This is a genomic window from Anaerosolibacter carboniphilus, assembly GCF_014205875.1.
In the GTDB taxonomy this organism is placed as follows: domain Bacteria; phylum Bacillota; class Clostridia; order Peptostreptococcales; family Thermotaleaceae; genus Anaerosolibacter; species Anaerosolibacter carboniphilus.
The window spans coordinates 76,127-102,746 of sequence record NZ_JACHEN010000008.1 but is presented as its reverse complement, the minus strand read 5'-3'; the positions used below and the strand labels follow the sequence as shown (position 1 = coordinate 102,746).

General features: G+C 41.3%; 24 protein-coding genes. All 24 read right to left on the bottom strand.

What is annotated here, in order from left to right:
• Nucleotides 1-25: 25 nt before the first annotated feature.
• Nucleotides 26-1,063 carry an L-erythro-3,5-diaminohexanoate dehydrogenase gene (gene kdd, locus HNQ80_RS08115; protein ID WP_207726919.1) on the bottom strand — a complete coding sequence of 346 codons (1,038 nt, stop codon included), beginning with the start codon at nucleotides 1,061-1,063 and terminating at the stop codon, nucleotides 26-28.
• Between the two features lie 378 nt (nucleotides 1,064-1,441).
• Nucleotides 1,442-2,845: a sigma-54 interaction domain-containing protein gene (locus tag HNQ80_RS08110; RefSeq protein ID WP_184309988.1), complete on the bottom strand. Its 1,404-nt coding sequence runs from the start codon at nucleotides 2,843-2,845 to the stop codon at nucleotides 1,442-1,444.
• Between the two features lie 220 nt (nucleotides 2,846-3,065).
• On the bottom strand, nucleotides 3,066-3,848 hold the full coding sequence (locus HNQ80_RS08105; RefSeq protein WP_184309986.1) for a DALR anticodon-binding domain-containing protein: 783 nt from the start codon (nucleotides 3,846-3,848) through the stop codon (nucleotides 3,066-3,068).
• Between the two features lie 10 nt (nucleotides 3,849-3,858).
• The gene (locus HNQ80_RS08100; RefSeq protein WP_184309984.1) at nucleotides 3,859-4,275 is read right to left on the bottom strand and encodes a DUF1934 domain-containing protein; all 417 of its coding nucleotides are present in this window, start codon (nucleotides 4,273-4,275) and stop codon (nucleotides 3,859-3,861) included.
• Between the two features lie 124 nt (nucleotides 4,276-4,399).
• Nucleotides 4,400-5,518 carry a D-alanine--D-alanine ligase gene (locus HNQ80_RS08095; RefSeq protein ID WP_184309982.1) on the bottom strand — a complete coding sequence of 373 codons (1,119 nt, stop codon included), beginning with the start codon at nucleotides 5,516-5,518 and terminating at the stop codon, nucleotides 4,400-4,402.
• A 311-nt stretch (nucleotides 5,519-5,829) separates the two neighbouring features.
• The gene (locus HNQ80_RS08090; protein ID WP_184309980.1) at nucleotides 5,830-5,997 is read right to left on the bottom strand and encodes a small, acid-soluble spore protein, alpha/beta type; all 168 of its coding nucleotides are present in this window, start codon (nucleotides 5,995-5,997) and stop codon (nucleotides 5,830-5,832) included.
• A 15-nt stretch (nucleotides 5,998-6,012) separates the two neighbouring features.
• Nucleotides 6,013-7,377 carry a germination protein YpeB gene (gene ypeB, locus HNQ80_RS08085; RefSeq protein WP_184309978.1) on the bottom strand — a complete coding sequence of 455 codons (1,365 nt, stop codon included), beginning with the start codon at nucleotides 7,375-7,377 and terminating at the stop codon, nucleotides 6,013-6,015.
• A gap of 18 nt (nucleotides 7,378-7,395) precedes the next feature.
• A complete protein-coding gene (gene sleB / locus HNQ80_RS08080) occupies nucleotides 7,396-8,103 on the bottom strand; it encodes a spore cortex-lytic enzyme (RefSeq protein WP_184309976.1) in 708 nt (235 codons plus the stop codon).
• Nucleotides 8,104-8,420: 317 nt separating this feature from the next.
• Complete coding sequence (gene spoIIR / locus HNQ80_RS08075) at nucleotides 8,421-9,116, bottom strand: stage II sporulation protein R (RefSeq protein ID WP_243183046.1); 696 nt, start codon at nucleotides 9,114-9,116, stop codon at nucleotides 8,421-8,423.
• Between the two features lie 106 nt (nucleotides 9,117-9,222).
• Entirely contained in the window at nucleotides 9,223-10,395 is a 1,173-nt protein-coding gene (locus tag HNQ80_RS08070; RefSeq protein WP_184309974.1) for a Ger(x)C family spore germination protein, read from the bottom strand.
• Nucleotides 10,388-11,497 carry a GerAB/ArcD/ProY family transporter gene (locus HNQ80_RS08065; RefSeq protein WP_184309972.1) on the bottom strand — a complete coding sequence of 370 codons (1,110 nt, stop codon included), beginning with the start codon at nucleotides 11,495-11,497 and terminating at the stop codon, nucleotides 10,388-10,390. Before HNQ80_RS08065 ends, HNQ80_RS08070 begins: the two co-directional genes overlap by 8 nt.
• Nucleotides 11,481-13,070, bottom strand: coding sequence for a spore germination protein (locus HNQ80_RS08060; protein WP_207726918.1), 1,590 nt, complete (start codon nucleotides 13,068-13,070; stop codon nucleotides 11,481-11,483). Before HNQ80_RS08060 ends, HNQ80_RS08065 begins: the two co-directional genes overlap by 17 nt.
• Nucleotides 13,071-13,085: 15 nt before the next feature.
• Nucleotides 13,086-13,307, bottom strand: a complete 222-nt coding sequence (locus HNQ80_RS08055; protein ID WP_184309971.1) for a CLC_0170 family protein — start codon at nucleotides 13,305-13,307, stop codon at nucleotides 13,086-13,088.
• Nucleotides 13,308-13,457: 150 nt separating this feature from the next.
• Nucleotides 13,458-14,078, bottom strand: coding sequence for a GntR family transcriptional regulator (locus HNQ80_RS08050; RefSeq protein ID WP_330602801.1), 621 nt, complete (start codon nucleotides 14,076-14,078; stop codon nucleotides 13,458-13,460).
• 56 nt (nucleotides 14,079-14,134) lie between these two features.
• A complete protein-coding gene (gene ispE, locus HNQ80_RS08045) occupies nucleotides 14,135-15,004 on the bottom strand; it encodes a 4-(cytidine 5'-diphospho)-2-C-methyl-D-erythritol kinase (protein WP_184309969.1) in 870 nt (289 codons plus the stop codon).
• Between the two features lie 145 nt (nucleotides 15,005-15,149).
• On the bottom strand, nucleotides 15,150-16,727 hold the full coding sequence (locus HNQ80_RS08040; RefSeq protein WP_184309967.1) for a DUF3794 and LysM peptidoglycan-binding domain-containing protein: 1,578 nt from the start codon (nucleotides 16,725-16,727) through the stop codon (nucleotides 15,150-15,152).
• 170 nt (nucleotides 16,728-16,897) lie between these two features.
• A complete protein-coding gene (locus tag HNQ80_RS08035) occupies nucleotides 16,898-19,240 on the bottom strand; it encodes a YcdB/YcdC domain-containing protein (RefSeq protein ID WP_184309965.1) in 2,343 nt (780 codons plus the stop codon).
• A 408-nt stretch (nucleotides 19,241-19,648) separates the two neighbouring features.
• Nucleotides 19,649-20,596, bottom strand: coding sequence for a carbamate kinase (gene arcC, locus HNQ80_RS08030; RefSeq protein WP_184309963.1), 948 nt, complete (start codon nucleotides 20,594-20,596; stop codon nucleotides 19,649-19,651).
• Nucleotides 20,597-20,608: 12 nt separating this feature from the next.
• On the bottom strand, nucleotides 20,609-21,604 hold the full coding sequence (gene argF, locus HNQ80_RS08025) for an ornithine carbamoyltransferase (protein ID WP_184309961.1): 996 nt from the start codon (nucleotides 21,602-21,604) through the stop codon (nucleotides 20,609-20,611).
• Between the two features lie 28 nt (nucleotides 21,605-21,632).
• Nucleotides 21,633-22,865, bottom strand: a complete 1,233-nt coding sequence (gene arcA / locus HNQ80_RS08020) for an arginine deiminase (RefSeq protein WP_279288973.1) — start codon at nucleotides 22,863-22,865, stop codon at nucleotides 21,633-21,635.
• A 518-nt stretch (nucleotides 22,866-23,383) separates the two neighbouring features.
• On the bottom strand, nucleotides 23,384-23,650 hold the full coding sequence (locus HNQ80_RS08015; RefSeq protein ID WP_184309957.1) for a Veg family protein: 267 nt from the start codon (nucleotides 23,648-23,650) through the stop codon (nucleotides 23,384-23,386).
• A 205-nt stretch (nucleotides 23,651-23,855) separates the two neighbouring features.
• A complete protein-coding gene (spoIID, locus tag HNQ80_RS08010; RefSeq protein WP_184309955.1) occupies nucleotides 23,856-25,292 on the bottom strand; it encodes a stage II sporulation protein D in 1,437 nt (478 codons plus the stop codon).
• Between the two features lie 31 nt (nucleotides 25,293-25,323).
• Entirely contained in the window at nucleotides 25,324-25,497 is a 174-nt protein-coding gene (locus HNQ80_RS26570; protein WP_334297383.1) for a sporulation peptidase YabG, read from the bottom strand.
• A gap of 198 nt (nucleotides 25,498-25,695) precedes the next feature.
• Nucleotides 25,696-26,436 carry a YkgJ family cysteine cluster protein gene (locus tag HNQ80_RS08000; protein WP_184309953.1) on the bottom strand — a complete coding sequence of 247 codons (741 nt, stop codon included), beginning with the start codon at nucleotides 26,434-26,436 and terminating at the stop codon, nucleotides 25,696-25,698.
• Nucleotides 26,437-26,620: the final 184 nt, after the last annotated feature.

Here is a 26,620-nt window from a genome sequence, read left to right as displayed (position 1 = left end):
ACTAACCACTATCTACTAAACTCTCCTAAGCGTACAATTCCTCGTAAATCTCTCTTAATTCCTTGCTTTCTCTCATAATCTGCAGTGTGATTTGAGCGTGGCCTTTTGTATAGCCGTTTCCTACGATCATGGTTACATCTGAACCTACGCCTTCTGCGCCTAAAGCTGCCTTTGTGAAGCTGGTTGCCATGCTGAAGAAGTAGATCAACCCATCCTTCTTTGTAGCCAAAATACTCGTCATTTCTGTATCAGGAACATTCACACAGTTAATTGTAATATCTGTCATTTCACCATTGGTGATCTCTGCAATCTTTTCCATTACTTCCACAGGTTTTGTCGCATCAGCAGAGATATAAACATCTGCTATGTTTGCTTTTCTTGCTCTATTTAAGTTCTTCTCGCTGCTGCCAAGGCAGATAACCTTACCTGTAACACCAGCTCTTCTTTTCGCTTCATAGCAGCATAACATACCAGATTTTCCAGCGCCACCGATTACTAAAACTGTATCTCCAGGCTTTACCAATTTTGCCGTTTGTGCAGGTGCACCTGCCACGTCTAGCACAGACAACGCCAGATTCTCAGGTAGATCACTAGGTAATACTGCATAGATACCGCTTTCGAATAAAATTGCCTTGCCTTTGATATCCACTTGATCTATGTTCTTTCTTACTTCTAATATTTCATCAATTCTTAATGGTGTTAGGGAAAGAGATACTAGGGTTGCCAGCTTATCTCCCACCTTTAGATCTGTTTTTCCTTCTAAAGCAGCGCCGATCTTTTCTACAGTTCCAATCAGCATTCCGCCTGAACCAGTCACTGGGTTCTGATGTTTCCCTCTGTCTGCAACAATTCCTAGCATGATTTCCTTAATTTTTTCGATCTCTCCACCTGCTTGCTCTTTGATTTGTGTAAAGCTTGCGGAGTCGATATTCAATGTCTGTACATCGATAAGGATCTCATTGTCGAAAATCTCCATGTTGTTATCAATCTTTCTTGCAGGCTGTGGTAGTGCTCCTGCTGGTTCAATGACTCTGTGTGTTCCATAAGGACATCCTTTTTTCATCATGTATTCCCCCTATATTTTATTTTTTATAAATTATCTTTTAAAATTCCAGTCCCTAATGTTGCAAGGAGCATGCCAAAATATGCAGTCGACGGTCGCCAGTCGCTAGCTGCCACAGTCAAAGCTGTATTTTTCAATATCTCCAGCAGGAAAACGATATCCCAAACTATGTTATTGATGACAATTAAACGGCTATCATTATCGATAATATTCGCCCAATTTTCGGCACATACTCTAGTATTATTTGTGGATGGACAGGGTCGTCCATCCCTACAACAGGTGAAAACCTGTACTTATGTAGGGAACAACCCTCACCGTTCCGCTGTTTCCAATCAATGTTTCTATCGGAACGACGAGGGTGTCGTTCCCTACAAATTTCTACCTTTTTAAATCATATTTTCGTATCTTGTATTGGAGCGTTTGTCTAGGTATATCTAATTCCTCTGCCGTATGACTCACATTCCAATCACAGTTTTCTAAGGACTGGGCAATCATTTGTTTCTCCAAGGCTTCTACTGCATCCTTGAGAGAATGGTCCCCTTTATTTCGTCGGACTTCCCCAGCATCTTGTTGGAGATATCGAAACTTCTGCGGCAGACTCTCCAACGTGATTTCGTCTCCCTCCATCAAGTTCATGGCACCCTCAATTACATGCTCCAGCTCTCGTACATTGCCGGGCCAATCATATTTTTTTAACAGAGCCAGCGCCCTTTCAGAGATTCCCCTTACCCGCTGATCAAATAGATGATTAAATTTATCAATAAAGTAGTGCACCAATAGGGGAATATCATCTGCCCGTTCCTTTAATTCTGGTACCCACAATTCCACTGCATTGAGGCGATAATACAGATCTCGTCGAAGTTCTTTGTTCTCCAAAGAAGTCTCTGGTTCTGTATTGGTGGCAGCAATAATCCGCACATCTACCTGTCGCGTTTTCACTTCTCCTACCCTGCGGATCGTGCCATCCTGGAGCACACGCAGGAGTTTCACTTGAAGCTCCAGGGGCATGGAGTTGATTTCATCTAAAAACAAGGTCCCCCCATCCGCCAATTCAAATAATCCCGGCCGATCCTCTGCCCCCGTAAAACCGCCCCTCACAGTGCCGAAAAGAATTCCCTCCAAAAGTGCTCCTGGTAACGCTGCACAGTTCTGTGCAATAAAGGATTTGTCCCTTCGATTACTGGCATTATGGATGGCCTGCACAAGGAGCTCTTTTCCAGTCCCAGTCTCTCCGTATACCAGAATGGGAGAAGCTGTCTTGGCCGCCTTCAAGGCAATGGCCTTTATATCCAGTATCGCTTTGCTCCGCCCAATCATGTCTGTAAAGGTATAGATGGCACCGCTGCTTTCCTTTCGATTCTTCCTGTCTTGATCCTTGTAAAGCTTCTCTTGCAGATCCACTAATTTCTCAGACAATTCCTTCACATCGGTAATATTTTTTGAGATCTCGATGGCACCTACAATTTTTCCTTTGGAGGTGATGGGAATGGATGAATTGATGGTGGTAATTTTCTTTCCCTTGTAGTTGATAAAGGTTTGCTGATTATTGAAAATAGGCTTTCCCGTACGGATAGCTTGTAAAAGGGTGCTGGTATCTGGAGACAGGGAAGGATAGATTTCCAGTATGTGCCGACCAATGGTATCCTCTTTATTGATATCGTCCAGCTCCGCAGCCGTTCGATTATAGTAGATGATTCTCCCCCTGGGATCAATGATCTGAATTCCCTCCCCTACATAGTCCAAGATAATCTCCATATTTCTCTTTGAAAAAATCAAATCCATCTTATATCCCTCCGCTCAATTTTCGTCAGTAAATGCCCAATTTTCGTCAGTTATGCTAAAAAAATATGGATAACAAAATATACAGGTCAAACATCGTAGGGGCGTGCATTGCACGTCCATTCTCTCTGCATCAATAACACATCTTAGACGCCCAATGAGCGCCCCTACAACCTTACATTCCAGTATTCTACAACTGCATCTTCAATTGTTATGCGCTTAGCTACATTTTCTCTGGTGCTTCGATTTCAAAGGCCTCTAAAATCGTCCTAATGATCAATCCCATGACCTCCATGATCCGTAAGGCGCCATGGAGTCTCGGCTTTTCTAACTGCCGGAACAGCGTCTTTTCATGGAGTTTAAAATACAACTTTCCCAATCCCATTCCGTAGTTTAATATGTCCTCGGGACGATCATGCTTTAAAGCCACCTCCACCTGTTGTGAAAAAGCACCTAGCTTTCGCAGTACCTCTTTTTCCAAATCACTCTTTTCATAGACGATCTGTTTTTCCTCTACCTCTTCCAGTCTGATTCCTTCTTCTCTAAGGAGTTTAAGAATGGAATGAATTCGGCTATGGACATATTGCATATCCTTCAAATTACGCCTGCATTCATCTTCTTCAAGAAAAGCTTGCAGCTTTTCTTGCCAGTGGAATGGAACGTCCTTCCTAGAGAATATCCCTTCATCATCCGATGCCCTACGCGTCAGCACCTCATATAAAGATTGATCTCCAAGAAAAAAGTTCACAAACCCAGGCTCCACCACGGTGATCTTCTCAACCCATGGACATTTGATCTCTAGCTCCTGCCGTAGGTATAGGGCAACATCCATAGGCTTCCGGTGAAGCTCCTTTGCGATCTTCAAGGCAGTATTGGTCGTATAGTCTCCAAAATCTCTATTTCTTGGTGCTTCCACAGATATGCTTTCCTTAGAAAGCTCCTGTTCTATGTTTTCCCTTAATATCTCCCAAATTCCATTGACAATGTCTTCCTTAAAATTCCTCATGGCCTCTTCCCTACATAATTCGAATGTTCAACGTGTTCAGGCTTTCCATCACACCACGAAGACTCACATTATACTCGATACTGATATCTCCTTTGTTCAGATCCGAGATGCTGGCTTCCATTTCTTTCGTGATAATCTCCATATCAAAGTCTCCATAGGGCGTTTGGTATCTGGTAGAAAATCGCTTCCCTTTTTCAAAAATAATCTCTGAATGGGCAGTGCCAAATCGTCTCATGGAAATTTTATCCTTGGCAACCTTCAAGGTAGTGGTACAGCCCTCCATGCCAGAAATCTCGCTTTCCTCATAAACCAGATATAGGGCATTTTCTTTTTGATAAAGCTTTCCTTCGGTTACCAACTCTATGCTATTCTCTTCTCCATCAAGGCTTTGCTGTGTCCCTTCAATGCGAAGCATTACGTTTTTCATTGGTTTTTCACCCTTTCTTCATAGGGTTAGAAGTTAGTCGTTAGTTGCTAGTCGTCAAATTGTGGTGTCTCCGCGATTTTACCACTAACTACTAACCTCTATCCACTAACCTTATTTTCAACCTCTAACTGTTTTTTCTATCCTCATATCTCTCCACAGCCAATTGGATCAATCGGTCAATCAGCTCGTCGTAAGGAATGCCTGTGGCACCCCACAACAAAGGATACATGCTATATCGTGTGAATCCTGGTAATGTGTTGATCTCATTGATATACACTTGAAGGGTATCCTTCTCTAAGAAAAAGTCTACCCTGGCCAAACCTGTACAATCGATGGCCTTATACGCCTTCACTGCCATGGCTCTGATTTCTGATGCCTTCTCCTCTGGAATCTCAGCGGGAATTACCATTTTTGACTTCCCATCGTCGAAATACTTGGCTTCATAATCATAAAACTCATGGGATGGAATGATCTCTCCTACCACGGAGGCCACGGGATCGTCATTCCCTAAAACAGCACATTCTACTTCTCTACAATAAATAGATTCCTCAATTAAAATCTTACGATCATGCTCCGCTGCCTCATTAATTCCCTTGACCAATTCTTCTCGATCATGGGCTTTAGAGATTCCCACACTAGAGCCTAGATTTGCAGGCTTTACAAAAACGGGATACTGAAAATTTTCTTCGACCAGTGCCAAATACGTGGTTTGTGATTCCCTCCATTTATTCCGCATGACCACCATGTACTTCCCCTGTGGCAATCCAGCCATCTCAAAGATTTTCTTTGTATATACCTTATCCATACCTACAGCAGATGCCAGTACCCCTGCCCCCACATATGGAATATCGGCCATTTCAAATAATCCTTGAATCGTGCCATCCTCTCCAAAAGGGCCATGGAGCACAGGAAAAATTACATCAATCTGCTCTCCTAGATTTGGCGGGATGCCTTCCCTCGAAAGGGCCATCCCTTCGCCCCCCATGGGTACAACAGAAAATATATTATGCTTGGGGTCTTCTCTTAAGAGTTTATTGGAAATGCCTTCCCATTCTCCTGATTCTATTTTTTCTATAGGTCCATTGTATAACATCCAGTTTCCTTCCTTGGTAATACCTAGGGGAATAATGTTGTATTTCTCTTTATTCATCGCTCGAATGACTGAAGTTGCAGACATGAGAGATACCTCATGCTCTCCGGACTTCCCTCCGAATACCACTGCTACGTTTAACTTTTTCGACATCATTGCAACCCCCTTCTCAGGGATATTCCATCCCGTTTTATTCTTCATATCATTAATATTCTATACCTCTGCCAAATATTATTCAAATGTTTTTATGAAAAGTTAGTGGTTAGATGCTAGTAAATAGTAGTTTAACCCTTAAAGAAAAAAGGGAGAATTGCTCTCCCTTTTTTTCGGAGTGGTACAAAGGCCACTCCCTACAACGGTTTTAATCTCTACAGCGGTCGGACAGAGTCGTCCGACCCTACAAAAACTGTTTTCATAGCATTAATCTTTTCAGCTTCTAGCTTCTAACTTCTAACCCCTAACTTCTAACCTTTCCCTACTCTTTCTAATGTCTTCTTCACAATATTGCCGCAATCCCTAGAACTTACGTTGCCCCAGCCGCCTTCACGCATGACGGTATCGTAAACACCAAGTTCCTTTGCAACTTCCTGTTTGATCCGCTCTGGGATTTTTCCTCGTTTTTCATTTTCCATATGATCACCCTTTTCCTACATTGTTAACGTACCATTTTCACTTTCTACATACTTCAAAATCTTTTCCTCTTCACCGGTTTCCGTATTGATATAAATGAAGAAAGTATCTCCTTTATAATCCGCCTTAAACTCGTAACAAAAGATTTCCCCATGGGCATCGGTAGGTATATAGGCCAATTTGGGATCTCCTTCAATTTTGGCTCGCATACTCACCTTCTCCCTGGCCTGTTCTGGTGTTAATTTTGGTTTTGGTATCTGTCGCTGATAATTTGATGTGAGGAAATGCGTGGAGTCAAATCCCACAATTTCTCCATTGTCCAGAGCCACCTTCACTTTAATTAGGTCGGGGTACATCAATACATCATCCTGCTTATAGACATAATTGATGAGCACTGCACCACCGTAGGTTCTCATGGTATAGGTAGGTATCATGTTTTTGAAGCCCTGCTCCTCTAAAAACTTTGCAGCGCGCTGCATAGCTTGTTTTTGAGAAATATTTTTCTTTTCTACATCCCGGTTGTTTAAAACCCATACGATATAGCCTTTTCTTTGGCTAATATCTATGTATACAGGGTTTCCTTTTCCTTCCTTCTGATTTTCCGGTATCACTTCAAAGCTATAGGTGTCAATTCGACCTCTGCCGTTGGTCAGTTTCTCTACCTTGCTGACCTTCTTATCCTTTATAAAACTTTCCACTTTCTTTCTAGCTTCGGCTTCTGTAATTTTGTCTCCCTGCAGTCTGGGTCTCATCCCTTTAATCACATGTTCAGAAAAAGGACCATCATAGATTAACTCAGGATAATCCACCATCCGCTCTTCAAATTTTTGAAATTTTATTTGGATAGGATTTTCCTCTTCTGCCTTCTTGTTTAATTTCTTACTTCCTTCTTTTCTCAACTCTCCAGGCATCACCAATCCTGCAAGTACATCCTTTTGAACATCATGGAGATCGTTGGTTAGCTCCAAAGCATAATTGTGAAGTTTTTCCAAACTATCAATCTCCTCTGTTGTCAGTTGATGCCCTTCAATACTTCTTTGGGCCAATGTAAAGGTATAATCTCCTACCTGGCTTAAAAACTTCTCTGTTTTGGAAATTTCTCCATGGCGTATGGGCAGCTGCGCCAATTTTTCTTGAGCATTGTAAGCATTCTGCCAGATATTCGAGTACAATACTACATTTTCTTTGGTTTGATTGGATACCATTAGCTTTGAAATATCTGATGTAATGGATTCTACACTTCCTGTTAAATCATAGTACATACGATGAAATTGATTATTTAAAAATGTACGATATTCTCTCTTCTCTTGATATTGAGTATATCCCCATACTCCCGCAACGACGAGAGTTAAGGCTAAAACCACTGGAAGGGTGCGCTTCATCTCTTCACCGCCTTTTTTCTAGTTTCCAAACCAATGTTTACCTATTTTCTTTTCCACAGTTCTCGACCAAATCCATTTGCTGGTAGCTGTGGCAGGATTCCAATAGTACAAGGTTCCTCCCGTAGGATCCCAACCATTCAAAGCATCCCTAGCTGCTTTCAAGCAGCTTGGATCAGGAGGCAAGTTGATTTGTCCATCGCTGACGGCTGTAAATGCCCCCGGCTGGTAGATCACACCTGCGATGGTATTAGGGAAGGATGGATGTCGGGTTCGATTTAAGATGACTGCTCCTACTGCAACCTGTCCAATATAGGGCTCCCCTCTAGCCTCTCCTGTAATGGCTTTTCCCATCAGATTGACCTCATCATCCCTAGCGATATTTCCTCTGCTTGCCTGATATTTTGCTGGAGCTGCTTTCTGCTTCACAGGAAATCCTAATTTTTCTGCCGTAGCTGGCCCTACTACCCCATCCTGGGATAAACCATGCTTCTTCTGGAATGCTTTTACTGCGGTAAATGTCCCGCCGCCATAAACCCCATCTACTGGCCCATCATAATAACCCCAGTTCTTTAGGGTAGTTTGAAGCTTTCTGACCTGATCACCGCTAGATCCCCAGTAAAGGGTTTCTTGAGCAGATCCCACAGCAAAATAACTATCTAAAGCAAAGATTCCCACAGTAAAGATAAAAATAAATATGCAGCATGCAGCCAATGCAAATTTTCTCATGCTGTTCCTCCTTTCTTGATTAGGTTAGTAGTTAGAGGCAAACCCTCTATACTATCTAACCCATTTATTTTTTCAATTGGAGAATGTATTTCAATTTTATTTTTTGTAGGCATTCTACCAATTATTCCACTTTACATGGATGGTTATTTTTAACACAAAAAGAGAAGAACTAGACTCTCCTCTTTTTATATGCTTTGTTTGTATTTAATTATTTCGGAACGACGAGGGCGTCGCTCCCTACTTCTTGAAAAGCCGGACAGAGTCGTCCGACCCTACAAAAGATTGTTTTCACAGTTTCCATCCTTCAACTTTTAACCTTATCTCATCCCTACGACTTTACCCAGATTCAGTTTTGCGGTTTCTATGATTTCTACGACCTTGAATTTGAGTTTGATAGGAATCCTATCCTCACTGGATGCTGTCTGAATCATCTTGAATTCTTCTTCTGTCAATACATTCATCATTTCCTGCTTGGTTTTTTCGTTGGTCAATCCTTTTTCGATATCAATGAAGCATAGGGGTGGAAATAGTACACACCACCAGTTGGAGCCTTCTGCTTTTCCAATCTCAACCCGCAGTGCCTCGTAGGTACCCGCTGGCAATGTAATACTGCCATAGTTTTTTGTTGGAAAAACCACATCGCTCAAGCTTGCCTTCACAGCATAGTTACTGCCATTTCGCTGAATCTCTGCAGAAGCAATGGCTTCAATCTCTTCTAAGTTTTCTTGGATGATTTTCCTTGTCTCATCCAAGCTATCGGACTGCTCAAATCTTGGGTTCATAGCCTCTATAATACGGTCTCTTACTTTTAACTTTAATGCCTGATCCTCAGGCGAATCACTATTGGCCAGGACATGGAAACGAATCAAGCTGTCCTTATAGCTCTTTTGATTTTGGTAGACATCTCTGGTAAAGCCATAAAAAACAGAAGTGGTTAAAAGTATAAAAATAAGTCCCAGTATAAATCTTCTTCGTGCTCCATGTACATCTATCATTTTGTACATCCTTTCCATAAAAATCCCCCCATTGCTAATCTTTTATTCTACTCTCAGTATTAGCAAAGAGGGGAAATTTTAAACTGATTTCTATAAATTTTTCCTTGGAAGTTTTAGGATATTCTTACCGTACAACGCCGATTCTGCGAATCTTTGTCTCCACATTTACGTCTACTTTAATTTGGGGGAAGATTTTCTCCCAATCGTCCCGTACTTTTTCCCAGAGATCTGGTTTATGCTTTCTCAATTGTTCATTGATTTGAACCACGTCAGCCCCATACTCTTTTTGAGTTTTTATAAAAGTATTCTCCACCTGTCTTTTGATCTTTTCCGAGACTGCCTTTGCAACTTTTTGGAGATACGCATCCTCATAGGTAGATCCTCTTACTTCGAATAGGTGCTGGCTTAGTTCCCCTTCATTCTCTATATCAAAAACTGCATAGATCTGCCCATCTCTTTCCTCTACCCTTACATCTGTTCGAGAATTATAAATGGTGACGGGTATAAATAGTTTATCCACCGTTACTGTAATCTCTGTGGTTTTAATCTTCCCCAGCATAAACATGACAGCTCCTGTTTCCATGTCTCCCAGCCAGCCGACCTTTTTATAATCCTTTAGTACAGCTGCACCTGCTACTTTTAATTCTTCTTTTGAGGCCGATATTTTGGGTGCGATGGCTGCTTTGCTTTCATGAAGGGCTCGAAGGATATAGCCCAAATCTGCATCGGCAATCTGAGATGTTATCATGCTTTGTTCAAGTATATCCCTGACATGCAGCCCTATGGCAGGCTCTTGAGGCACTTCTACCTCTAAAAACTCCTTCGCCTTTCCTGGTGTAATCATATAGTTTATCTTTCTACCAATCATCGCGTTTCTTTCTATATAATCCAACACCTCTCGCATCAGCTCTTCATCTTCCGCCAAGTCTTCTCCTATAACAACCAGCTTTAGGTGACCAAAGAATAGGTTCGCTCCCAGCTTCGTAGAAACCTCACTATTTACATCGGTAAGGGTTCTTCCAACGGAACTTAATTGATACCCAGGCTTCCCTTCCCCTTTCCCTGCAATCAATCCCGTATTGGGATATCGATAAGTCACGATATAACGATTTCGAGGTATATCTTCAGGAGCTTGTCCTTCTTTTACGCCACCTTTTTTTTCTGCCTCCTTGGGATCAAACTTATCAATGCCCATGGAGGTTACAAAGGCCCTCTGCTCAATCTCTATTTTGTCCCAACATCCAGTAAGCGGCATACAGATTAACAGCAAAATAGAAACAATTCTCCATCTAGGCACCTTTCTTCCCTCCTTTTTGCTTTTTCAAAAAGCTCATGATCAAAAGGGCTACAGGAACCACAGCGATGTATAAAGTACCCATATAGAAGGAATACAGATCCAATAACTCCCTGAGCTGAGCTACATTGTCTGGAATCATGGCTAGAAAATAAATAATCGGCAGCAATGGTAGTACCAGATAATTCTGCTCTTTGGATCCAATCGCTTGGCTTAAGGTCAAGCTGCTCCCAAAATATGCAACCGCCAATGTCATAAATACCGAAAAAATCCAGATACTCATGATAAACGCCTCTACATTTTCTAGAAATGCGCCAGGAAGATCAACGGTTTTAAAAAGTTCTAAGGCAGGCCAGAGGATATGAGCGGTCTCTATCAATCCAAATCTCGAAACGGTAAGCCATGTAACGGACAAATAGAACCAGGTTACCAGAGCTATGGTCAGGATCACGCTTTTATGTATTTTTTTTGTATCCTTTACAAAGGAAGAGAATAGTAATACAACTTCCATCCCCACATAGCTGAAAACCACCGTCGGTAGGGCCTTTATAAATTTCATGGGTGGTGTTCTCAATAACGGCAGTATATAGCTTACATCCAATTCTGGTATAACTGGTAACACCAGGAGGACGGCGATGACGGTGGCTATAGGAAAAATGATTTCCGCCATCCTGGCGATGGTCTCAATGCCGCTTCTGGCCAAATACACTGCCAATACTAAAATGGTAACACTTAACGCTTCTAAAGGTGTATTAAAAAGAAGATATTGCTTAGTGACCTCCCCAAATATCCTGACTTCTATAGCTGCTAAAATCATTAAATAGAGGGAAAATCCCAAGGTGATCAAGGTCCCTACTGGTTTTCCCAATAAACTCTGGGTTAACTCTAAATAGGTTCTTCCCGGAAACTTCTTCCCAACAAATGCCATGATAAGACCAAAAACTAACGCCAGCCCTGATCCTGCAATGACCAGAACCCAATTGTCTGCCCCTACCTCATCCACTACCAACCTGGGCAACGACAAAATTCCTACCCCAATGATGGTCACGGAAAGAATAGCTGCCAGTTGACTGCTTAATATGACATCATTATTTCTGCTTCCCATCCCCTTCACCTTCCTCTGTTAATATTTCTTTTGTCTCATAGGCCAAGCGCTGACTATCCCCTGGACGAAGGTACTGGGGCCGTTTTTTCATATAGCGTAAGGGTGCCCGAATGAATACATCCTTAAAATCCTTCATTGCCGTTTCAGTAGCCACAAAGGGACTGAGATAAGGCACTCCAAAGCTCTTTAAATTGCATAGGTGAATCAAAATCCCTAGGGTCACCCAGATGACGCCATATAGGCCAAACATCGCTGCAAAGGCCATCATAATGAATCGCAGCAATCGATAAGATATGGCCAGACTGTAGCTGGGAGAAGAATACCCGGCGATAGCCGTTAACGCTACTATGATAACCATCAATGGACTGACGATACCTGCTTCTACTGCTGCCTGTCCCAGTACCAAGCCTCCTACAATACCAATGGTGGAGCCGATGGGCCCAGGCAGTCGAATTCCTGCCTCCCTTAAGAGCTCCAGCGCTGCTTCCATGATAAAAGCCTCAATAAAAGCCGGAAATGGTACATTGGCTCGGCTTCCTGCCACGTACAAAGCCAAATCCGTTGGCAGCATGCCAGGATGATAGGAGGTGATGGCAATGTATAAAGAAGGTAGTATCAAAGACATAACCAATGCTCCAAACCGTAAAAACCTTACCGCCGATGCAATAAAGGTTCTTTCATAATAGTCTTCAGCAGATTGGATCAGGGTAACAATCGTAGCAGGCATGATCAATACAAAGGGCGTATTATCAACAATCACTGCTACTCTCCCTTCATAGAGGGCTGCAGCTACCGTATCGGGTCTTTGGGTATGCTGGATCTGCGGAAAGGGCGATCGCCAGCTATCTTCGATCAACTCCTCAATATAGCCACTTTCCATAATGGCATCAATATCAATAGCATCAATTCTTTCCTTTACCATCTTTAAGATATCCTTGTTGACGATATCTTCAATGTATAGGATGGCGATATCAGTCTTGGACCTTCTCCCCACCTGCGTCTGTTTGATTTTAAACTTGGGATCACGAATTCTTCTTCGAACCAGTGCCGTATTTACCCGCAAGGTTTCATTAAACCCATCGGCTGGACCTCGTACCACCTTTTCTGTATCTGGAGCATTGACACCCCGCATGGGCCAGCCCTTAGTAGCAATGACCAATGCTTTGTCCCAATGATTTAGAATGAGGATCGATTCTCCTGCCAGGATCATATCAATGGCCACTTGCACATCATCAATCTCTTTTAAGTCAGTAACAGCGACGCTTCCATTCTTGATGGTTTCATAAATCTTGTCTCTCAGGTTATGGACTTCCATGGGTGCCATTCTACACAGCACCATCAGGTTTTGCAATATATGTTCATTCAAAAGGTTTTTGTCGGCAAGACCTTCGGCATAAATCAGCGCAAACTTCAGTTCTTGCTCCTGCCCTACCATGAATTCTCGATAGATGATGTCATCTCCATCCTTGAGAATTTCCTTGATCTGATCCATGTTGCTTTGAAAATCCTTCACGATAGGTATCTTCGGTATCTGATTTTCTTTTTTCTCAAATAATTTATCAAAAAACCCCATGGCTCTCCTCCTCCCCTAGAATATCTTCAATAGTGCAAAAATCCCAATACCACCGATGACATAGGCTGCTCCGATATACCTGGCAAGCTTCGCCTCTCGTTTAAGTTTTTTGTCTGTTAGCTGTTTATAGCTAATGAACCATTCAAACAAGCCGATCAGTACCATGATGATGACCACATGAACCTCATAAAAATCTTGAACCTCTTTATAAAACAGCTCTAGCCACCTCAATAGCAAAATTCTTCACCTTCTTCAAATATTTTCTATCCTCTATAATGTTTGCATATCCCCATAAGGATATGCAAAAAGGAACAGCATTTGCTGTTCCTTTTCGTTATTATTCATATTTACTTATCCTTGAATAACGCTAACCATAAAAACGTTTGCCTACCTGACCTTATCTGCAAAGGTAATGATGGTGTTTCCCAGCATGTCAATATGATGCTGGGTTACCTGCTGTGCTTGCGTAGCATCACGATTGGCAATGGCCTCTAGGATAGCCTGATGCTCTGCCAGCAGGGCATTGGATTTATTATATTCTGAGAAATAGGTAATCCGGAAACGTTGCACCTGCTCCTGCAATCCCTGGGCAATCTGAATCAATTTGTTATTGCGGGTAGAACGAAGGATACGATCATGAAACTGCATATCCTTTTCGATCATACTTTCTGTATCGCTGCCTTCCACGGCCCGCTTGAAGTGGTAAGAAATCAGCTCCAGCTCTTCCAATTCTTCGTCGGTCATACGTTCTGCCGCCAGATACGCTGCTAGCCCCTCCATAACGCTCCGTACTTCTAAAACATCCAAGATATCTTTTACCGACACATCGGCCACATAAGCACCCTTTCTTGGTACCATGGCCACCAACCCCTCCAGCTCCAGCTTCCGAATAGCCTCCCTTACAGGAGTACGGCTCACACCCAGCTGTTCCGCCAGCTGCACTTCCATTAATCTTTCTCCAGGTTTTAAATCCCCATTCAAAATTGAATTTCTTAAATGTTCAAACACTACGTCCCGGAGGGGTTGCTAATTTTGAAGCTTTAATCCGCTTAATCCATTAATACTCATAGTCCTTCCACCCCGCTAAAAGTTTTCACCACATAGGTTTGCTTATAGACCTTATTGAGATTATCATAGGCGCTTTTTGCCTTATTGTAGTCCTTATACAGGCCAAATACCGTGGGCCCACTGCCGCTCATGATACTGCCAAGGGCATTGTATTCCAGCATCCTTCTTTTGATATCTCGAACGATGGGATGCATTTGCTCCGTTACCTGTTCCAGGACATTCTTAAGATTCCCTGCCACTACTTGTATATCTTTTCTACACAGGGCGTCCAATATCCTCTCTGTATCGGGACGCTGTTGAATCTTATTTACATCTAAATTTTTATATACATCAGCGGTGGATACCCCAATATTGGGTTTACACAATACCACCCAGGTGTTTTCCAGCCCTTGGATAGGTGTTAGCTTTTCCCCGATTCCTTCTGCTAAAGCCGCTCCTCCAAGGATGCAGAAAGGAACATCGGCGCCCAACTTCATCCCCAACTCCATCAACGCTTCCTTATCTGCTCCCAGATCCCACAGATTATTCAATCCCAAGAGTACTGCCGCCGCATTGGTGCTCCCGCCAGCCAATCCTGCAGCCACTGGAATATTCTTATCGATGTGTATATATATCCCCTGTTGGATATGATATTTCTCTTTGATCAGCTTGGCCGCTCGATAGGCAATATTCCCTTCATCTACAGGAATAAACTCACAATTACACTCCAGCTTGATGCCCTCTTCAATTTCTCTCAAGGTAATTTCATCATATAGATCTACCTGCTGCATGATCATCTTTACTTCATGATAGCCATCCTCACGCCTTCTTAAAACATCCAAGGATAGATTTATTTTTGCTCTTCCACGTATCTTAAGCTCTTTCAAACATTTCACCCCATAAAAGTCCAGTCTCATATAGTGTAACACTCATTTTCTATTTAATGTATATGTCTAAAGATATTATACAGGAAAGTGGTAGAATGTGAAAGGTTGGGGTAGAAAAGAAAAATCCGTGCAATGCACGGATTTTCTATTTGAATTTATATTCAAATGTTTTCTGAATCACCAAGCGATCTCCTGATGTAATCTGACTTGGATTTTCAATATCATTGGCTTCTATCAATTCGCTGACTGTGGTGTTATAGCGCTTCGCAATTTTCCACAATGTATCTCCGGGCTGCACGAAATAGATGGTGATACTTGGACGGTTCTTCATATCAAATACTTCTTCGGATTCCTCTGCATTGACCAGCAGCTCCACCTGGGCATTCTTCGTGACCACACAGGATGCCCCCACATTTACTTTGATTTCTACCTGGCTTGGATTAATCAGGCTGTAATCCACATCATTGACGCTTAGATTGACGTCGGCCTTCATATTTTCATTGGCACCTGGAATTTCGATAAAGTGGCGGAAAGGAACCTCTTGTCGGAAACTATGTACTGGCTGGTCTTTATCTTGGGAAAGATAGAGTACATTGGCCTCAATGATGCCTTCAATAATATTTTTATCTTCTACCAGTCGATAGTCTGTTACGATCGGCTTTACATTCACATTGAATACCTTGAAGGCCTCTGGAAGCTGATCCGGAACCTCCAGCATTTCCTTTACTATCGCATTGGCGGCATTACTACCTACATTTAGGTTATAATTCACTTTCTTTTTATCTAGTTTTATCGCCTTGCTTGGAGAATAAGCATCAATAATAACCTCTTTTTCTTCAAGCTCGCTGACAGTGGCATGAACTTTGACCATGGCCTCCATTTCGAACAATCTTTTATCCCCATCCAGATTTTCCTTCACATCGGTGTATACTTCATCCACCTTTAGGCCCACCTTGCAATCCATATGCCCCATGGCAGCAGGAATTTCTACAAAATGAGTGAAAGGTACTTCATGCTTTACAAGGCATAGCGGATTCCGATCATCATCACCTACATAGAGGGTGTTTGTTTTGACTACGCCCCCTACGATCACCTTACCATCCGTTACCTTGGTTTCTTTTTCCACTGCATAGGCATCACAACGTAATATTTCTCGAATTTCAGGCATATTGTCTTCAATCTCAAAGTTTTCTCTTACGATGGTATCCGATGCATTACTCCCTACCATATCACTATAGCGCACGCGATCCTTTAAGAGTTGAATATCAGACAAACCTTGGATTTCCCTTAGGATATCCATTTTAGAAACACCATAGCTCTTTCCGGATAGATTGAGAACGATCTTAACAGCTACCTTTCTTTCATTGACGATATTAAAATCAATATGTTCAATATCTCCAGCCACCTCACAATTCATATCTGGGGTTGTTCCCGCAATATCAATGTTTTGGCTGAAGCTAGCACTGGCATTCATCCCGTAGATTGGCTGATCCCCCACCTCGGAGGCATATAAAATCTTGAATTGTACCGATCCATCCACAATGATTTTGTCTTGGACTGCTTCTTTCCCTGTTATATTTACGATCCCGTCCACTGATAATATCCTTGTTATATCAGGCTTCACATCAGGAACGACAATATCACCCTCCACTAAGGCCTGTGCATGCTCTTCTCCTACCAGCTGGTCTATCTTCAGTAAATCTCTAATCAATTCTACAGCCATTCCTTTTTCCTCCTTTTATACCTTAAATTCTCTACTATAATAATATTTGTCGGGCGCAAAAATATGTTATGTTTTTCCCAATGTCCAAGTCTGACTCGTCTCTATATATGTATGCCAGTCTAGACAAAAAAAGAAGTGGAAAATGAAACTTTTCCACTTCTTTGGTGCTTTTATCTATTCACATAACCTAGTGCTTTATAAATCATATCTGCCGTTTCAGCCATTGTGGCTTGGTCTGCAGGTCTAAAGCTTCCATTTCCATCTACAAGCTTCAAGCCTTGGGCGATGGCTGCATAACCTAATAGATCTGGTTTGATATTTTCCTTATCCTTAAAGGAAATCTGGAATACATCACTGGCTTTGGCTAATCCATCATAGCCCAGCATTTTCACCAGCATCACAACCAACTCATCTCGACTGATAACTTCATTCCCATTGAACTTACCTTCTTTGTTTTCAATAATTCCATGTCTCACAGCCATATAGATGAACCGTATATCTTCATTTTCCTCACTAACATCAGAGTATTTTACATCCCTAGCTGCTTCCTTCAAAGGATAATAATAATCCATTCCCTTGGATTTCACCAGCATTTTTACTGCTTCAAGTCTAGAAATTCCTTGATCTGGATTGAAGATATCCTTATCGATAATCCCTTGCTGGGCAAGGATTTTCGCTTGCTTCTCTACCCAGTGACCCTTGATTTTTTCATTGAAATCACTCTGGGAAACCTCCGGCATTGCTTTACCATTATAATCAATAAACTTTCCACTAACTGCGTCGATCAAGTTATATTGCGGTTTTAGAGACATAAGTCTATAAATCAATCTTGTATCGTATTTTGGATTTTGATAATTATTATTTACATCGTATTTGAGGTAAGCTAATTCCACTTCATTGATACCAAAGAATTTATCCTTGGCTGCCTCTAAAGAAATGGCCTTGTCCTTGGCTGGGAAATTTAGACCCTCATTCCATCGGGCACTGAAATTTTGGAGCTTTCCTGTTTTTGTATTAAAGCTTATATTGATTTGATTGTCTTCATAAAGTATGCCGTTTACCTTTCTGGTAAAGTTAAAGTAATACTCCATCGGCGGAATTTCTTTTCCATCTATCATTTCACTATATTTTATAAAGATCTGATCCGTTTTGATCTGGTCAATTTTATCAGGTTGATATTTCTTTACCACATCTATGGCCTTGTTATAAGCTTCCTCCCAAGTTAATACAGGCTCAAAAGGCTGTCCATAGATCATGTCATTCTGCCAGTTGGAGAACGCCAATACTTCCTCTGTCAGAGCATCAATCATCACCCTGCCATTTTGGAAAGGCATAATTCCCATCTTTGCGTCTGCCTTCGGGTCGGTTTTCTTTTCTACTGTAAAGTCGATATTCCAAGCTTTTCTTCCTGCCGCTTCCCAATAGCCGTCACCTTCTACATAATTGACGTTATTGATTCTCACATCACCCCCTACTTCATTCTTTATGATTTCCAACGCCAGTTCTTTGGCTCTTTCCTGCGTAATCTCTTGAGACTGCTTTACAATTGGCTTAGCACTCTTTTTAATTTCCGAAATTTGCTTTTCTGTCAAAGAAGCAGCTTGAACTTGCTGGTCTTGCTCTTTGCCATTCCAGCCTATCAGCTTTCCTGTTTTTGCATCTACCATGTTAGCAAAATCATAATTCGGTCTGTACGCCAGCTTTAATGCTTTTGGAATTGGCTGATAGTTGAATTCATCGCGGACTGGTAAGTATATTAATTCCATCTTCGTCTTATCTCTGAGCAATTTTGCTGCCTCTTGTACAGCAATGATCCCTTCCTTACTTGGAAGTTGTAACGCATCATCCCAGCGATAGCTAAAGTTTCTTATCTCTCCCGTAGATCCGTCAATTCCAACATTGACATAATTGCCATCATATTTTGCGTCATCCACAACCCTCTGATAATTAAACTGATAGAAGATTGGACCTGGATTGCCATAAGGGATGACTCCATAATCTTCATACATAGGCATGAGTTTTATCTGTTTTGCAACGTCAGGAAGAATTTTTTGAATGAACGCCGCTGCTTTTTCCTGGGCTTCTTCTCTCGTGATTAAGGTTTTCTTTTGTGTTTGATCGCCGTATTTTCCCCCATCCTTATTCATCTCTAGGATTTTTCCAGAATTGCCATCGATGGTCACGCCAGCACTGATATATTCCAAAGGATCATTGTAGTTCCAATACATAGCCCAAACATTCAATTCTGGATTGTTCCAATCCTTCCGATACTCGATATTGGACTGATACTTCTTTTCATCCATTGTAAGGTTAAAGTGTTTTTTCAGCGCTTCCTTCGCAATCTCCATTGCTTTTTCCTTACTGATCGCTGCTTTCGTTTCTGTCGGATTGACTACAGCTTGACTTGGCATCGTTACTACTTTCGTTGCAATGGTGCTATCAGCAAATACAGGAGTTACGGTGCTGAAAGCCAGCGTAACAACCAAACCAGCGGCTAATTTTTTACCTTTCATGCAATTCTACCTCCTTATGTATTGTCCCTTTCTCCTTCCTTTAGATAGGAAAAGAGTGAATCTCTTTATAATCTATTCTCCATATATTTATGACGAAGAGACTACAAAAAAGTTTCATGAATTTGAAAATATTTTTTGCAGATAATATCCTAAATACAAATTGCACCTGTAGAGGGAATTTCAGCTCCCTGCACTCTTTAAAAAATTCTATAAAATTCTACATCAATATTTTATAGCAATACAATGTAAGCCCTAATGAACGTAGGGGTGGACGACTCTGTCCACCCGCCAATTTTTTGATTACACCAACGGACGGACAGGGTCGTCCGTCCCTACAAAATCTCCACAATTCTTTAACGCAGCTTTTTAAAAAATAAGATCTAGCACGCAACTAGATCTTATTTTTTATTATTCATTTACAAGAACAGTACCGGTTCTGCCTTCAATTCCTTCTTTTGCCTTTTCCAAGGAAGTAATCAAAGCTTTTCTTCCTGGTTTTGATTCCACAAATTTCATGGCTGCCTTTACCTTTGGCAGCATAGAGCCTGGAGCAAAGTGACCTTCTTCAATATACTGTTTAGCCTCGGCCACAGTCATTCGATCCAAATCCTTCTGGTTTGGTTTGTTGAAGTTGATGGATACCTTCTCAACAGCTGTTAAAATGATAAGATAATCAGCATTCAAAATCTCTGCGATCTTTTCCGATGCAAAATCCTTGTCAATCACCGCGGGTACCCCTTCGAGGATACCATTTCCATTATCAATGACTGGTACCCCCCCGCCACCAACGGTGATGACGATATGTCCTGCATCTACCAATGTCTTCACAATCGGTGCTTCTACCACACCCACTGGCTCTGGTGATGCCACTACCCTTCTCCAACCTCTGCCTGCATCTTCCTTCATCACATAACCCTTTTCCTCCTGCAGCCTTTGGGCTTCTTCTCCTGAGAAGAAAGATCCTACGGGCTTCGTTGGATTTTGGAATCCTGGATCATTTTTATCTACAATTACTTGCGTCACGATGGCCGCAACGCTTTTATCAATTCCCCTATGGAACATCTCCTCGCGAATGGCTTGCTGTAGATGATAGCCAATATAACCTTGGCTCATGGCTCCACACTCAGGGAAGGGCATGGTAGGCACTCCTGCTGCTGCCTCATATGTCGCTACAATTTGACCTACCTGAGGGCCATTGCCATGGGCGATAATGAGTTCATGACCATCAGCAATGAGATCCACCAGTGGCTTTGCCGTTGCCTTGGCAGTAATCAGTTGAGATTCTGCCGTTGTATCCTTTGGATCTGCTTGTAGGGCGTTTCCCCCAAGAGCAATGACAACTCTGTCCTTTTTCATTGTATCTTCCCCCTACGCCATCGTCGCTACCATCACAGCCTTGATGGTATGAAGTCTATTTTCGGCTTCGTCAAACACCTTGGAATGTTTGCTTCTAAACACCTCATCAGTAACTTCCATTTCCTTCAGTCCGTATTTTTCAAAAATTTCTTTTCCAACCTTTGTCTCAAGATCATGGAAGGATGGTAAGCAATGAAGGAAAATCACATCAGGATTGCCAGTCTTGTTGATCATATCCATATTCACTTGGTATGGGTGAAGCATTTTGATTCTCTGTTCAAACTGATCCTCTTCTCCCATGGATACCCATACATCTGTATAAATTACATCAGCGCCTTTAACGGCTTCATCAATATTCTCTGTCAATTCAATGGTAGCACCTGTTTCTTTTGCAACCTCTCTCATTTCTGCTACCAAATCCTCTGCTGGGAATAATTCCTTTGGTGCCAATGCAACGAAATGCATACCCATTTTTGCAGATCCAATCAGTAAGGAATTCCCCATATTATTTCTAGCATCCCCAACATAAACAAACTTCACTTTATTCAAAGGTTTTGCCACATGCTCCTCTATGGTGAGCAGATCTGCAAGAATTTGTGTAGGGTGATACATATCCGTCAACCCATTCCATACAGGGACCCCAGCATGCTTAGCCAATAACTCTACAGTCTCTTGTTTAAAGCCTCTGAACTCAATGCCATCATACATTCTTCCCAATACCTTTGCAGTATCCTCCAAGGATTCCTTCTTGCCTATTTGGCTATCATTGGAGCCTAGGAAAGTAACGCCTGCACCTTCATCCATTGCCGCAACTTCAAAAGCACATCTTGTTCTTGTAGATGCCTTTTCAAATAGCAATACGATATTTTTACCTTCCAATAGCTTTTCTTTTCCTCCGACTCTTTTCTTATTTTTCAAGTCCTTGGAAAGATTCAATAAGTATCTAATCTCTTCTGGTGTAAAATGTCTTAACGTTAAGAAGTTTCTTCCCTTTAAATTCACTGCCATTGGTGTATTCCTCCTTGTTTATGTTTATTTATATTTTCTCCCTATTCAACGGCATGCTCATGCATCTTGGGCCGCCTCTTCCTCTTACCAACTCTGAGCCCTCAATCTCTACAACCTCAATACCATACTTTCTCAAGGTGTCATTGGAAGCTTCATTTCGGTTGTAGGTTACCACCACCCCTGGCGCAATGGCTAATGTATTGGTACTATCATTCCACTGCTCACGAGCCGCCGTTACCTCATCTCCGCCGCCGCTCTGAATAAATTGAATCGATGGTAGATTCAATGCCTGTTTCAATGCATCTTGAAGATTTCCCATAGGCTCCACCTTAGGACAATTCTTCCCTTCTGTAAGGCAGAAAGCTTTGACCTTATCCTCTACTCCTGGATAAATGGTAAACTTGTCATAATCCACCATAGTAAAAACCGTATCTAGATGCATATAGGCTCTGGTAAAAGGTATCTGTACTGCGATAACCTTCTGGATCTTCCCGTCTCCTTTGAAAAGATTCATGGCCAGGTCCTCAATCCCTCGGGCAGAGGTTCTTTCGCTGCAGCCCACGGCAATAACGTTTTCTCCCAGCACGAGAATGTCTCCACCTTCAATGCTATATCTTCTGTCGTAGTCATACCAAAGAGGTGTTACATCCTTCTCAAAGTTCGGGTGATATGTATAGATATATTTTAATATCATGGTTTCTCGATCTCTAGCATGGGTATTCATAGAGTTTACACAAAGCCCATTGCCAATGACAGCCCCGGGGTCTCTAGTAAAATACAAATTGGGTAAGGGATTGATATAAAAAGGGTACTCTTCCTTTATATGATCAACCAATCGCTTTTCCCGTTGAATTTCAGGGAAATCCTTTTTATGAAGTCCAGCAATCAATATTTCGGCAATCTCTTGTGGTGTTTTTTCCATCAAAAAGTCTTTGATCAATTCTTCAAGATCTGGATTCGCAATGTTGCATTTTGTTAAAACCTCTGCCACTAGCTGCTCTTTCACATGTTCATCCTTTAGAATATCCGCCAGCATGTCCTGATAGTAATATACAGTACAGCCCCGCATTCTCAACGCATCAGCAAATCCGTCATGCTCTTCCCGCATTTTTTTCAGCCATGGAATGTCATCGAACAATAGCTCGTGCAAATATTGTGGTGTGATTCTTTCTAATTCTCTTCCTGGTCGGTGCAGCATAACAGCTTTTAATTTCCCGATTTCCGATCTCACATCCAGAAATGGTTTTCTATCTGTTGTCAATTTGCTTCCCCCCAATATATGGAATACTTCCACCTTTTGTCGATTCATGAATAATTCAATTTTTCTAAATTAAGTATACATTTATTCATTATTCGTTTCAAGCCTCGATTACTTCATGAATCATTAGTATTTTCCAAATTCTGTAATATCCGTGAATATTCATGAGTTGAATAAAATGGGATTTTTTTACTGTCCTTTTTTCTTTTTTGAACATCATCTTATTTTTCTAAATTGATACGTATACGTAACATATTCACGATATGTATAAACATTTGGCATAATTCATAAAAATTTTTTTGTATTTAAAAGATTCAGTCATGCGTAGATAAAAAAGGCACACTCCGTGTGCTTCGCTAGGGGAACCTAGTTCCCCTTCGACGGCTGCCAAGCAGCCTGAGCACCCCTCTGACTGCGGCATGGGAATTCTTCCCCTGCAACCCTGTTTTTTTATAGTGTAAGAAAGTATACTTTCTTATACTATAAAAAAAAACCGCCTATAAAGATAATGGGCGGTTTATTTAGCTCACTTGTACTTTCTTTTCGTCCTTACATAAGGTAATTTCCACGGTTTCTGTCAGTATATCTGAATAGCTATAGGAAACTCTTCTTACAGTATTATAACCTCCGTCAATACATACCACAAAGATGTTAGGATAAGTTGTTTCAAGGATACCTTCTTTTACAGATACCTTTTTTCTTCCTTTATTGGCCTTTAATCTTACTTTTTCTCCAACAAGGTGCTCCACATTCCTTTTGATCTCGGCTAATGTATTTTTAGTAGCCACCTAATCACCTTCTTTCAAAGTATACAGTATTATTATATCACATTGTACATATTTGTCAAATCTTTGGCTAAATATTATACAATGGTTGACATCGATTGTCAACAAATCTCTATTTCTTCTTATTGGTATCATTTTCCTATCTTATTTCAACTACATCATGACACCCCATATAGTAAGAATAGAAGAACGCTTTGTTCTTCTATTTCTATTCATAGCTGTAATACTTGATAAGGGCTTTCGCTATGGCTTCAGCGGCATTTTCCTGGATTTCTTCATTCTGTAACTTTTGTTCATCTTCAGGATTTGTAATAAAAGCAACTTCTATCTGAAGTGCTGTTGTTCTTACTTCCCTTAACAAATAAAAATCAGCGATTTTCACACCTCTTTCTGCAGTACCCAAGTTCTGAGATAATTCTTTTAGGATAAGGTTCCCCAATGTTTCCCCATCGCGATCTCCTCGGTAATGATAGACTTCGCTACCTGATATACTTGGATTGGCAAATGCATTTTGATGTATACTTAGAAAGAAATTAGGCCGTATTTGATTGGCTAAAGCTGCCCTTTTTCCCAAAGACACATAGACATCTTCCGTTCGAGTTTCATAAACTTCTGCTCCTGCTTTTCTAAGGATTCGCGCCAACCTAAGACTAATGGATAGATTTACATCCTTTTCTCGCACGCCTGTCGGTCCTGTGTTGTCCTCTGAGTTGTCTCCACCATGTCCAGGATCCAACACAATTATTTTTCCACTTAAAGGCATATTTATACTTCTTTTTTCAAATTCCTTGATGTGAACACCTGTAAAATAATAATTTAAGATTTCTTTATAATCTTTATCTTCCAAGGCCATAGCGTTGGCTCCATATTGGCAAAGACCTAAGCCGTCCCCTCTTCCACCCATCTCGAACTTAAAAGCGATTGGCTTCCATCCAAATCTGGTAGAATCAAGGCCTAATAATTCCACAAGCTCGGTCCCCTTGAAGATTGTTCCGCCTATTTTCATTTCCATGATGCGTCCTTCTTCATCTCGCTCTACATTTTCTATCATGCCCTGAATCCAAGGTCCTTCTATGGATGAAGTTTCGCCCATTCGAATGTTCAATTTTTCCTCAAGCTCTTCTAGGCTCATTTCGATGGTTTGCTTCCAATAGGGTGAGTTGCTGCAATAATTACACAGCACCTTTCGCAAGTATAAAATTTTATTACCCTTTACGTTTTCTGAGTTCTCCGTAGCACCGCCGCAGGTGATATGGTATCTAGGCTCAATCGGCTTGTTGTTCATTGTAATAATCTGATCTGCTGTTTCTTCTACTGCCCGCTCCAGTTTGCTCCAATTTATATAAAAATCACTACCCCATAATGCCATCAAGCTTTCCTTTGAAATCCAATCTCCACAATGACCTTCTGTACAAAAATCAGCGTCATCGTATTTATTGCATCCACTTCCTCCTAAGGATTTAGCCTGCCTTACCAGGAGCGTTCTCACAAGGACAGCTTGCGCTTTTAAGGCCTCCATTTCAAAGGATATGGGCATCTGGGCAGCAATCATTTCTTTCATTAATTCTACCATCGGCTTTAAAGCGAGTTGCTTTGTTTGATGGTCATATACTTTTAAATATATCTTCTCTTTTTGATCATCCAAATTCTTCCCCCCCTTTGGCCGTTTGAACTACTTATTGATAGGGTGATTTAGGAAGTCCCTGTCTATATTTGCCCCTAGTCTGCAGCCCTCCTACGCCCTTTAATCCAGTGATTGTATTTTCTAATATCTCCTCAATAGGAATAAACCGGTCTACACTGGTGTATGCTATTTTTTCACAAATGAATACTGGGTCTAAGCAATGGATTAGTATGGAGTGGAGAGTGTAGGAAGGGTTAAAGGTTAGACGTTAGAAGCGAAACTCAAAAACATAAATAACTTTTTGATTCACAAAAATCTTACCTAAAATAAAAAAATAGAGGAATTTTATCTCCTCTATCGTCCGTCTTCTTTTTCTCTTTTCTTCTTCTAGCCTCTAATATCTAACTTTTAACCAAAGTACTAATTAAATCACCACTCTTGTCTTCCTCACAACCTCCTCCAAGGTTTCACTAATTCCATCTTCTAAATATTCCCTCATGATCTGAATCCGGAGGGCACTGGCTTCCTCACGATCAAAAATCATGTAAATAAACCAAGAAATAAGTCCTGTGCCCAAATCATCCTCGGTGATCAGGCCTCTCATAAAATAGGCAGATTCCATGGTGAAGATATTGTCCACCATGCTTTGTCTTTGACTTCTCTGAATCCTTTTGTTCACCTCAAAATCCTGGCAATATTGAATTTTGTATTCAACCACCTGTTTGGGTACTTCTAAACCATATTTGTTTCTGAACAAACGAGCATTTTGAAGATTTTCATTATAGATGGTGCGGTAGCTTGCTTCATATTCTTCCTCTGTCCAATGACCAAATAGTCTGCAAACAAGGGGACGATAATGATAGATCATGCACATCCCCTCTTCATTTAGAAATGGACATGGACTCTTTTCCACCAATTCCAGGAAGTAAGCTCGAATCAGTTTTGGAAATAAAACCTCATAGAGCGCACGGTTGCTTTGTAGATACTGAAATACATTTAGAAACTCAATGTAATGGGTTTGTACCGATTCCATGCAGCACTTTGTACACCCTTGACAACGCCCCTGGGGGATGGTGCGATAAATCCGCTGGAGATTTTCAAAATGTCCGCTGTTTATTGCTGTGTTGATGGATCTTTCTATATTTTTCATGGTTAATTTATTCATGGAAAACATTCCTATCTAGCGATTTATTGGGCTGATTGCAAAATCAAACCTATCTACTATTATATCATTCTTTCCATAAAGTCCATGGATTTAACATAATTTTTATTTTAACGCTAGATCAATATTGGCAGGGGCGCCTATCGGGCGTCAGTCAGTAGATCATTGCGAATAAAAAAAGTGCTAG